The organism is Brevibacterium sp. FAM 24630, from assembly GCF_049804075.1.
Taxonomy (GTDB): Bacteria; Actinomycetota; Actinomycetes; order Actinomycetales; family Brevibacteriaceae; genus Brevibacterium.
On record NZ_JBNBZD010000042.1, the window covers coordinates 1 to 7,682 of the forward strand.

Annotated in this window: 10 protein-coding genes and 1 pseudogene; 4 read left to right on the top strand and 7 right to left on the bottom strand. The window is 62.6% G+C overall.

The genetic code is table 11. From position 1 onward, the window contains the following. The coding region (locus tag ACPUD7_RS17400) for a hypothetical protein (RefSeq protein WP_425120608.1) at window positions 1-416 on the bottom strand (416 nt) is incomplete at its 3' end. Between the two features lie 121 nt (window positions 417-537). Between ACPUD7_RS17400 and ACPUD7_RS17405 the strand changes: the two genes are divergently transcribed. Continuing rightward, a complete protein-coding gene (locus tag ACPUD7_RS17405; RefSeq protein WP_425120609.1) occupies window positions 538-774 on the top strand; it encodes a hypothetical protein in 237 nt (78 codons plus the stop codon). A gap of 111 nt (window positions 775-885) precedes the next feature. Here ACPUD7_RS17405 and ACPUD7_RS17410 read toward each other — a convergent pair whose 3' ends face one another. Further along, complete coding sequence (locus ACPUD7_RS17410; protein ID WP_425120610.1) at window positions 886-1,080, bottom strand: 2-hydroxymuconate tautomerase; 195 nt, start codon at window positions 1,078-1,080, stop codon at window positions 886-888. A gap of 141 nt (window positions 1,081-1,221) precedes the next feature. On the opposite strand from ACPUD7_RS17410, the gene ACPUD7_RS17415 reads away from it, so the two are divergent. Continuing rightward, window positions 1,222-1,512 (top strand): winged helix-turn-helix transcriptional regulator, encoded by a 291-nt coding sequence (locus ACPUD7_RS17415; RefSeq protein WP_425120611.1) that lies wholly within the window; start codon window positions 1,222-1,224, stop codon window positions 1,510-1,512. Between the two features lie 422 nt (window positions 1,513-1,934). On the opposite strand, the gene ACPUD7_RS17420 is transcribed toward ACPUD7_RS17415, so the two are convergent. The 3 genes from ACPUD7_RS17420 to ACPUD7_RS17430 form a co-directional block, all read right to left on the bottom strand. Continuing rightward, window positions 1,935-2,093 carry a hypothetical protein gene (locus ACPUD7_RS17420; protein ID WP_425120612.1) on the bottom strand — a complete coding sequence of 53 codons (159 nt, stop codon included), beginning with the start codon at window positions 2,091-2,093 and terminating at the stop codon, window positions 1,935-1,937. A gap of 782 nt (window positions 2,094-2,875) precedes the next feature. Further along, the gene (locus ACPUD7_RS17425) at window positions 2,876-4,069 is read right to left on the bottom strand and encodes a low temperature requirement protein A (RefSeq protein WP_425120613.1); all 1,194 of its coding nucleotides are present in this window, start codon (window positions 4,067-4,069) and stop codon (window positions 2,876-2,878) included. 90 nt (window positions 4,070-4,159) lie between these two features. Then, window positions 4,160-5,182, bottom strand: a complete 1,023-nt coding sequence (locus ACPUD7_RS17430; protein ID WP_425120614.1) for an alcohol dehydrogenase catalytic domain-containing protein — start codon at window positions 5,180-5,182, stop codon at window positions 4,160-4,162. 134 nt (window positions 5,183-5,316) lie between these two features. Here ACPUD7_RS17430 and ACPUD7_RS17435 point away from each other — a divergent pair, with 134 nt between their 5' ends. Continuing rightward, entirely contained in the window at window positions 5,317-5,886 is a 570-nt protein-coding gene (locus ACPUD7_RS17435; protein WP_425120615.1) for a TetR/AcrR family transcriptional regulator, read from the top strand. Window positions 5,887-6,065: 179 nt separating this feature from the next. On the opposite strand, the gene ACPUD7_RS17440 is transcribed toward ACPUD7_RS17435, so the two are convergent. Then, entirely contained in the window at window positions 6,066-6,830 is a 765-nt protein-coding gene (locus tag ACPUD7_RS17440; protein WP_425120616.1) for a siderophore-interacting protein, read from the bottom strand. A gap of 146 nt (window positions 6,831-6,976) precedes the next feature. Here ACPUD7_RS17440 and ACPUD7_RS17445 point away from each other — a divergent pair, with 146 nt between their 5' ends. Next, window positions 6,977-7,570 carry a TetR/AcrR family transcriptional regulator gene (locus ACPUD7_RS17445; protein ID WP_425120617.1) on the top strand — a complete coding sequence of 198 codons (594 nt, stop codon included), beginning with the start codon at window positions 6,977-6,979 and terminating at the stop codon, window positions 7,568-7,570. Here ACPUD7_RS17445 and ACPUD7_RS17450 read toward each other — a convergent pair. Continuing rightward, window positions 7,556-7,682 (bottom strand): annotated as a pseudogene (locus tag ACPUD7_RS17450) (IS5/IS1182 family transposase); the annotation flags it as partial. The gene ACPUD7_RS17445 and the pseudogene ACPUD7_RS17450 overlap by 15 nt on opposite strands.

Consider the following 7,682-nt stretch of genomic DNA (forward strand, 5'->3'; position numbering starts at 1 on the left):
GGCCTCGAGAGCCAGCCGGGTAGCTCGTTCACGTACTTCTGGTAGATATTTCGAGGTAGGCATGATGTGTTGAGGGTAGTCCTTTCTTGGGTAACCGCATACCCTCCATCAAACCAAGGACGAATCAGATCTACCACCATCACAGGTTCCTCCTCCACGAAGAGAAAACCGCGTTCTTCTAACTTGCGCTCAATGTTGTACTCAGAGTGGTTCGGCCACGAGTGCCAGAGTGCTGGCACCTCTCCGAACACTGCGTTTGCTTCGTCGATGTGCTCTGTGGTCGACCACAGGACCAGGTTGCGCTCTTCATGTTGTGCATTTGTTTTCACCCAGGCCAGGTCGGATGATTGCGACGTTCGAGGTGCCCTCACCTCATGAGCGCGCATGAGGAGCTCTAGAGCAGATTGATCTGTCACTATCTGAGTGCTCCTCAGTAACGGCAGATTGTCTAAGGCGGCTCCAAGGATTTCATCGAAGCGCTCGACTCCCAGCCAAGCTCGTTATAATTATCGTCCGAGCCTACCGCAGGAGCGAATCATGGAACTGGTTCAGCAGGGCAAAGCCGTGTGCACTCTCCGCAACGACGACACGACTGCTTATCACGTCGAGATCACCGGGGACGTGAACAAAGACATCAATGTACCCGAACTGATACCGGGCCAACACGTCCAGTTCGACCTGGCTCCGATATCAGAGAGGAAGACGGGGCAGTTGCACGTGGAGTGGGAGAATCATCTCGGCGAAAAGCAGGTGCTTGACTTCACGATTCACTGATTTGTCGTGAAGCGGAAACGGCAACTGGCCACATCCCACATCAAACGTTCGCAAGGGGCTAAGCCTTCCGGGCCAGAGACGTTATTGCGCCATCGGCTCGGATGGATCGGGCTACTGGCTCAGCATGGTCCCAGCGACCGAATACTTCGCAGAAGAGACTTCGTTGATCAGCACGTGCACGGATTCCGCCGGAGCTCCTGTGCTCGAGACGATCGCGTCGGTGATTCTTTGCGCGATCTTCTGATATTGCGGTTTCCTGTCGCCGTCCATGAGTTCGGGGACGATATCGAGGTTGGCGATGGGCATAGTTGCTCCTTCTGTTCTTCGGTTCGTTCTTCAACTAGCCTGCTTGATACGCGGCTAACTGGGAAGACGGCACTTCCAGGTCAGCATCTAACTTCGAGGTAGGACATGCCAGCGACAGCGCGGGAGTATTGCGGTAAGACCATGCGGACCACGATCGACACCGTATGCGGTAAGTGGACGATGCCGGTGTTATGGGAGCTGCTCAAAAGCGAAAGTCGATACGCAGACCTGCACCGGCAGGTTGCCGGGATATCCCAGAAGGTGCTCTCGAGCGAGTTGAAGTCTCTGGTCAACCACGGGCTTGTCGATCGTGAAGTGGAGCCGACTGTCCCTCCGCAGGTGACGTATCGAATCACGGATGAAGGCAGGAGCCTGGAGCCGGTGTTCGAGATACTGCACAGGTGGGGGCACGAACATCGGTCAGTAGCGTGATCACCTGCCAAGCTGGGCGGCTGTCGCGAGCAAGCTGACGCGATCAAGCTCGGCTCGGCTCTGGCGCATGAGGATTCGCGTGAACCATGGTCTCTTTGTCGCAGCGGGCGCGAATCGACAGGTGCGTCTTGGTCGGCACGATCACTTCATCGGCAGGGAACGAGACGATGCTGATGATAGTCAAAGCGGCCTCTGGACGATGGCAGTGGCCACTGAAAGAACTGAATACGCCCTCTCGAACCGTTGCATCAGCATGACCAATCGCCGCAGTCTGTGGCGGTTCGCCTGCTCATATCCGAGCCATTTGGTCGAGCAGGTTACTGAGCAGGGTTGAACGTATCGAAATCAGCCCATTCCGCTCGCATATGCTCCCAGCCGTAGAAGACGCTTTCCACTGCAGAAGTCTCCAGCCATGGTGCGTTCTAATCGAGGAACTCGACGCCGTCCTCCCTTGCGAGAGAGACGACGTCGTAGAAGCTGTCCTTCAGGAAGCGGCTCCAGAAGATCTCGACACGGGGCGCTTCCACGGGGAGACCGTCCATGATGGCGGTGATCAGAGTCTTCAAGTCGGACACGGTCATGATGAACCTCTCAGGTCGAACTCGTCTGAATTCGAGCCCGTCTGCACTCGACCCCGCGTGGTGTTACCCACTTGAACGGTCTCGCGGTAGGCACCGCTTCAAATGTCGAAGCTTCATGAGGTCGGTGCACCGCCCAGCGGACTCTCAAACAGGAATGAGGCCCTACGAAAGCGTATCGGCAGTGTGAGGACCGATCAATAACGAAAGACATGGGAAACGTGGATGCCGTTGCCTCGGCAGTCAGCAATCGGAGAACCAGACGGCGGGAGATAGCGGCGCATAGTGATCATGCGGTGCCCAGCGGGAGTCGAGGATGTGTCAGTTGGCATGGCTCCGTTAAAAGGGGAAGCGCATCGTCGGCTTCGCGTGTGCCTCTAGCCTGCGCGAAATCTTCCTTTGGCTCTAGCGGTTCGGCGTCGTGTTCCGAGGGAACGACGGCGGGCGCGCGACGCGATTGATGGTCGAGCTCACTCGCCCCGGCTCATGGATTCTTTGGTCTTCGACGGCGAGATGAGTTGCCGGGTCGGGTGTCTGGTAACTGCGCTTATCCGGGCATGGACGACGACTGCCTTCGCGTGAGCCGGCGCGCTGTCGGATGGATCACATTGTGCTCATATCCGTGCAGCCAGACGCATGGTCATACAGGGCTGTCGAGCCTTGGACCACGCCTGCCAAATCAAGAAAAGAACAGGATCAGGGTCGGCGCGCCGCGTAAACGTCTGACGCGGGGGCGATCACGGTTCAGTGGACCAAGCTCTCCTGGACCGCTTGGTGCGCCGCCCTCACTCGAGCCGTCGCTGTGGTCGTCTCCACACGAGCACGCCGATCATCAGAGCGAGGATGACGGAGGTGAGTGCGAAGGGAATCGGGATGAGCGGGTCGATGAGTACGGCGAGGCCAGCGAGCGGTACGGCGACGTTGACCCAAATATCACCGTGGGGCCTGATCGCCAGTGCCCAGACCCCGATGACGAAGACGGCGACCGGGACGGTGTAGGCGAACGAGGCGAAGGGCGGGTGGAGCTCGCCGTGACCGGCGAGGACGCCGATCTCGATCTCGATGCCGGCGGAGAGCGCGCCGGCTGCGGCGAAGATGAGGTAGTGCCCGTAGCCGTAGACCAGTGAGCTGGCGAAGGATCGGATGGCGTGGTGGTGCGGCGGCCAGAAGTAGAGCCACCAGAGGGATGCGGTGGTGATCAGGGTGAGCGCGGCCAGGGAGATGAGCGGAGCCGGGTCCTTCGTGTGGCCGAGGGCCTCGACGATGGCGTTGGCCGATCCGAGCAGGCTCTCGCCGAGCAGGATGAGGACGAAGAGTCCGTATCGCTCGGTGATGTGGTGCGGGTGCCACGGGGTGTTGCCGATGCGTTCGGCGATGATCGGGACGGCGATCTCAGCGCCGATCATGATGACCTGCGCGATCTGGAATGCCGGTGAGGGGAGTAGGAGGGTGATGAGCCAGAGGGCTTGCACCACGGCGATCCCGGTGGCGTAGGACCAGGCCGCGCGACCGGCGACTCCGCCTGATCGGGTCGCGCGCAGCCACTGCGCGACCATCGCCAGCCGCATGACGACGTAGCCGATGATCAGTACGGTGAAGTCGTAGCGCTCGAACACCGCAGGGATGCCGGAGGCGAAGACCAGCACGCCACCCATCTGCAGGATGGTGAGCACCCGGTAGAGCCAGTCGTCGGTGTCGAAGGACGTGGCGAACCAGGAGAAGTTCATCCAGGCCCACCAGATCCCGAAGAAGACGATCGCGTAGTCGAGGGTGCCCTGCCCGATGTGGCCTTCGGCAAGCGCGTGGTGCAGCTGGACCGAGGCGATGCTGACGGCGACGACGAACACCAGGTCGAAGAAGAGCTCCAGTGTCGACGCTGCCCGCCCGGGCTCGTGGGGGTCGCGGGGGCGCATCGGGACGAGTCGGGCACGGCCGGTGGTCCTGGGTGATCGCGGAGCACTCTGCTGGGCCTCGGGCATGGGTCGTCCTTTCACGAGGTCTGTGGGCGGAAGCGCCCTGAACCCTGGGCCGAGCCAGTCCGGCCCGGCCCAGGGCGCAGGTGCCGTTGGTCAGGCGCTGTGCGGGGTGAAGACTCCGCGGAAGCGCATCTTGCCGGTGGAGAGTCGGTCGTAGGCCTCGGTGGCCTGGTCGAGGTAGAAGGTCTCGGTGATCGGCTTAACCTTGCCCTTTCCGGCCAGGTCGACGACTTCGCTGAGGTAGTGCTGGCCGCCGTGCGTGGATCCGATGACCTGCTGGCGCATCATGTGGAATGGCACGCCATCCGACGAGATCGAGAACGGGCGGGTGAAGTCCAGACCGCTGAGGACCACGCGCCCGCTCGGCCGCAGGCCCGTCATGGCGTCTTCAGCGGTGTCGAAGGCGTTGGTGGTGACCAGCAGGAGGTCTGCGCCGCCGAGGTCGGCCAGCTCCTGGCCGTTGGCGACGACGTGGTCCGCGCCCAGCTGCTTGGCGAGGTCGTGCTTGTCTGGCGAGTGCGTGATCGCGATCGTCTCGAAGCCCGAGGCCTTGGCCAGCTGGATGGCGACGTGCCCGAGCCCGCCGATGCCGAGGACGGCGATCCGCTCGCCCGGCCGCAGGTTCGCGTCGCGCAGCCCGCTCCACGTGGTGTACCCGGCGCACATCATCGGTGCCGCATCGACGTAGTCGAGCTCGTCGGGAAGCAGCACCGTGCCCTCGGCCGCGATCGCGATGTACTCCGCGTGGCCGCCCTGGGCGGTGAAGCCCGTCAGCCGCGGAGCCGCGCAGTTCATGGCTGTCTGCCCTGTCAGCGGAAGCCGCTTGAGGCAGTAGTCGCACCGGCCGCAGTCCTGCTGCACCCAGGTGGTGCCGACCCGGTCACCGACCTCTCGGCCGTGCACGCCGACACCGACCTCGACGATCTCCCCGACGACTTCGTGGCCCGGCGTCTGGGGATAGATGTCGCCGCCTGCGCCCTGAGTGGCCCACACGTCGGTGTAGCACATACCTGATGCATGGACCTTGACGAGCACCTGGCCGGGCTCGGCCGTGGGCATCGGGACTTCTTGGACCTGCCAGGGCTCGTTGGCTCCGGTCATGACGACTGCCTTCATGGCATTACTCCTTCTCTCGTGGGCGAGCAAAGCGTGCCGGCCACGATAGGTAACTAACTGGTTCGTGTCACAATAGTTGTCCCTGATCGGTCCGTCAATAACTGGTTAGTTACGTTCTCCTGTAGACTGGTGCCATGCCACCTGACGCGACTGCCACCAAGGCCCGGATCCTCGACGCGGGCGTGATCGAGTTCGCCCAGTACGGCTTGGCTGGCGCGCGAGTCGATCGGATCGCCGAGTCCGCGTCGGCGAACAAGCGTTCCATCTACGCCCACTTCGGCAACAAGGAGGAGCTCTTCGACATCGTCGTCGCCCACGCCCTCCGGGAGCTCGTCATTGCCGTCCCCTTCGCCGCCGATGACCTCGGCGACTATGCCGGACGCATGTTCGACTACCTGCTTGAGCATCCTCAGACGCTGCGCCTGACGGTCTGGGCGCAGCTGGAGAGGTCCGGGGTCGGGAGCGAGGAGATCGAGGAGTACCGCCCCAAGGTGGCTGCCATCGCCGCGGCGCAGAAGGCCGGCATCATCGGCAATCAGTGCGATGCAGCTGACCTGCTCGCCTTCACCGTCTCGACTGCGACGTCGTGGTCGAACGCCTCGCCCGCCCTGCGCGGCCTCGCCGCCGAACCCGACGGCTCAGATCAGCGCATCGCCAGTCATCGGGCCGCGCTCGTTGCTGCGGTGCGCGCGATCGCGGGGTGACTTGAGTGGTCCCGGTGCATTTGGAGCTCCGGGACCACTCAAGTCTCTGCTGACTGTCAACTAGCCAAGCTCGTCAAACTGAGAGAATCGGGAGCATGACGATCGCCTCGACCTCGTCCACCTGGAGAGTTGGTGCATCGAGTCCGGCTCGAAGGCGTATTGCGGCATGAGGCCTCCTTTCAGCCGGGGGCGGACCGGCCAAGTCGCCAGTACCCGTAGAAGGAGACGTCCCGTTTCGGTATGCCACGGTCGTTGACTAGGTGTCGCCGAACGCCAGTGGCCAGCTTGGCCTCGCCCGCCGCCCACGCATAGAGGGGGCCTTCGGGCAGTTCGGCACCAGCAACCGCCTCCAGTGCGCGGACGCCGGGACGCAGACTCTCGCTGTCGCGGCTGAGCCAGTGGACACGCACGCCGGGATGTGTGGGAACGGCGCGGATGTCGTGCTTGGTCGCCACCTCCACGAAGACTTCTGTGGGCGACGGGTTCGGATCCCTGTCTAGGATCGACAAGATGGCTGGCAACGCAGTCTCGTCACCCACCAGCAGGCGTCCTCGGGTGTGCTCAGGCGGACCGTACATGGAACCGAGATCGAAGATCCCGGCAGGGTCTCCCGGCTGGACCCGACGTACCCACGAGGTCATGGGCGAGTCGCCGTGCAGAGCGAACTCGATGTCGAGTTCCTGCTCCGCTGGGCGCAGGCTGCGGACGGTCAGAGTGCGCACCCACGGACGAGTCGCTTTCGGCATCTGCAGGACCTGAACCATCCACGCCTCGTTCGAGGCGGTCGGCATCTGCAGCTTATGTTGCCCCTCGCGTGGGAAGAAGAGTCGCAAAGCCTGGTCAGCTTCCCCTGGAACGAGGTGCCGTATGCCGGGCCCACCCAGGGTGACTGTGGTGAAGCCGGGGGAGACCGGCTGACAGCGCCGTACCTCCAATGTGAGCATCTTGCGCTCTCGTGGGAGGCGGACCCGGGGGCTCAACGCCACACTCCCAGGTTGTCGGTTCTGGTGTTTTCGTAGCTCATGTCACTATTGTGAGTAAAAGCTCAGCTATTTGCTACTCGCTTTTCACCGGCCAGGAGGAACAACGGATGACCCCCGGCGATCGCCGCCTCGCCCCACGTCGCGAGCCCCGGCAGGTTCGCGCCGAACTCACCCGCGAGCGGGTCCTCACCGCGGCTGCTCAGGTTTTCGCCGAGTACGGATACGCGGCCGGCACAACCAACCGAATCGCCGAACGGGCCCGCATGTCCATCGGCTCGCTGTACCAGTACTTCCCGAACAAGGACGCCATCCTCGCCGAGCTGCTGGTCCGGCACATCGACCGCGGCTCATGGACAGGAGCCGAAGAACTGGACATGACTCCCGGCAGCCTCGAAGGTGTCATCCGGTCCCTGGTACGCGACGCGATCGACAACCACCGCGACGACCCCCAGCTCCTGCAGATCATGATCGAGGTAGCGCCTGTCTCCAGTGACCTGATCGAAGCGATCGACCGGCACGGCAAAGCCCGGGTGAGCCAGGTGCGCGAGGTGTTCGCCCGTCATCCCGACGTCCAGGTGAAAGATCTCGACATGGCCGCAGAACTCGTCGTGGGAACCTTAGAGATGAACACCCACAAACTCATGGCGACCCTCCACCCCGACCAGGTCGAAAGGCTCGAAACGGAGCTAGGGCGTGTCTGATAAATGCTGTAACCAAGCGATGACACCGTTGAGCACGACAGCGGCTCGATAGACGACGGCGAGTTTGTCATAACGAGTGGCCAGTCCTCGCCACTGCTTCAAACGGGCGTAC

Bases quoted from the DNA above. Each gene is read 5' to 3' on its own strand.
- ACPUD7_RS17430 (WP_425120614.1), bottom strand. From the start codon at position 5,182: ATGAAGGCAGTCGTCATGACCGGAGCCAACGAGCCCTGGCAGGTCCAA.
- ACPUD7_RS17445 (WP_425120617.1), top strand. From the start codon at position 6,977: ATGACCCCCGGCGATCGCCGCCTCGCCCCACGTCGCGAGCCCCGGCAG.
- ACPUD7_RS17410 (WP_425120610.1), bottom strand. From the start codon at position 1,080: ATGCCCATCGCCAACCTCGATATCGTCCCCGAACTCATGGACGGCGAC.
- ACPUD7_RS17440 (WP_425120616.1), bottom strand. From the start codon at position 6,830: ATGCTCACATTGGAGGTACGGCGCTGTCAGCCGGTCTCCCCCGGCTTC.
- ACPUD7_RS17420 (WP_425120612.1), bottom strand. From the start codon at position 2,093: ATGACCGTGTCCGACTTGAAGACTCTGATCACCGCCATCATGGACGGT.
- ACPUD7_RS17435 (WP_425120615.1), top strand. From the start codon at position 5,317: ATGCCACCTGACGCGACTGCCACCAAGGCCCGGATCCTCGACGCGGGC.
- ACPUD7_RS17425 (WP_425120613.1), bottom strand. From the start codon at position 4,069: ATGCCCGAGGCCCAGCAGAGTGCTCCGCGATCACCCAGGACCACCGGC.
- ACPUD7_RS17405 (WP_425120609.1), top strand. From the start codon at position 538: ATGGAACTGGTTCAGCAGGGCAAAGCCGTGTGCACTCTCCGCAACGAC.
- ACPUD7_RS17415 (WP_425120611.1), top strand. From the start codon at position 1,222: ATGCGGACCACGATCGACACCGTATGCGGTAAGTGGACGATGCCGGTG.